The sequence below is a fragment of the Exiguobacterium profundum genome, from assembly GCF_001909285.1.
GTDB lineage: Bacteria > Bacillota > Bacilli > Exiguobacteriales > Exiguobacteriaceae > Exiguobacterium > Exiguobacterium profundum.
Map to the genome: position 1 here is coordinate 1,171 of NZ_MRSV01000004.1, position 1,507 is coordinate 2,677.

Genomic DNA, 1,507 nt, shown 5'->3' on the forward strand with positions numbered 1-1,507 from the left:
TCGGTCTTCAAAGTTCTCATTTGAATATTTGCTACTACCACCAAGATCTGCACTAAACATAGTTCCACCCAGACTCACGTCAAAGGCTTCTGCACTATGCTCACGCCCTCTTACTCATCAAAGCCTCACATTTGCTCTGATGGCTGAGTATCGGTATCCCGCTTCAGCGCCATCCATTTTCAGGGCTATGTAATTAGGCAGGTGAGTTATTACACACTCCTTAGCGGATTCCGACTTCCAGGGCCACCGTCCTGCTGTCTATATTACATAACACCTTTTATGGTATCTGATGAGCGGGAATTTTGGCACCTTAGCTCAGCGTTAGGTTCATCCCTCATCGCCAGTTCTGCTTACCAAAAACGGCCCACTTGGAACAACGCATTCTGCCTCAACGTTCAATTAAGAAACGCCAAGCTCTTACCAATTTAAAGTTTGAGAATAGGTCAAAGGTCTAGGACCTCCGATTCCTCTAATCATTCGCTTTACCTAATAAAACTGCGATTTTGTTCCAGCTATCCTGAGAGAAACTTCAGAGGGAACCAGCTACTAGATGGTTCGATTAGTCTTTCGCCCCTACACTCAAGTTTGACGAACGATTTGCACGTCAGTAACGCTTCGAGCCTCCACCAGAGTTTCCCCTGGCTTCGCCCTACTCAAGCGTAGTTCACCATCTTTCGGGTCCTACCAAAAATGCTCTTGCTCAATCCCTTCATTCGAAAATCAAGGTTGGCCGATGCTGCCTCCTTGCGGATTCGCACCTTATACTCACTTTCGTTGCGCCTTCGGGTTTTTCCACCCTAAAACTCGCACTTGTGGTAGACTCCTTGGTCCGTGTTTCAAGACGGGTCAGTAGAAGCCTTTTTTGCAAAATCTGCAGATGCAGCCCTCAGGGCCAAGTTTACGTTGGAGACCAGGGCTTCCGATATCGAGACCAGAGTTTTCCCTAGAGACGTTTCCGCAAACGAGACCTCATTTTGCACTTCGCCCAGAAAAAGTAACTATGCAACGCCGGTCACCAGCTAGGCCCTATGAAGTACCATCACCAATGAAGACGCCAACAATGCCACATACTTCTGAACGAAATCATTTCTCTTCTACCGCTTTTCTCCTCAACGATTTCAAGTCTTTTAACCCTCTTTTCAAAGTTCTTTTCATCTTTCCTTCGCAGTACTTGTTTGCTATCGGTTTCCCATAAATATTTAGCTTTAGGAAGAAGTTTATCTCCCGATTTTAGGCTGCAATCCCAAACAACCCGACTCTTGGAACCCTTCGGTACATCCAGTCCTAACCAAATACGGGGCTTTTACCCTCTTTGGCATTCCTTTTCAAAAAATTATGCTAGGACCGTGACTTCCCTAAAAGGCCTATAGATTACAATTCTAAGACTTGATGCCTCAGATTTACACTTTGAGCTGATGCCGGGTTCATTCGCCACTACTAAGGCAATCCTTGTTAGTTTCTTTTCCTCCGCTTACTGATATGCTTAAGTTCAGCGGGTGATCTTGCT

1 rRNA gene (cut by a window edge) is annotated in these 1,507 nt (G+C 45.7%); it reads right to left on the reverse strand.

The features are described 5' to 3' along the window. Positions 1–1,507: ribosomal RNA gene (locus BBB58_RS15690) — 23S ribosomal RNA — on the reverse strand (its annotated part extends 1,170 nt beyond the left edge of the window); the annotation flags it as partial.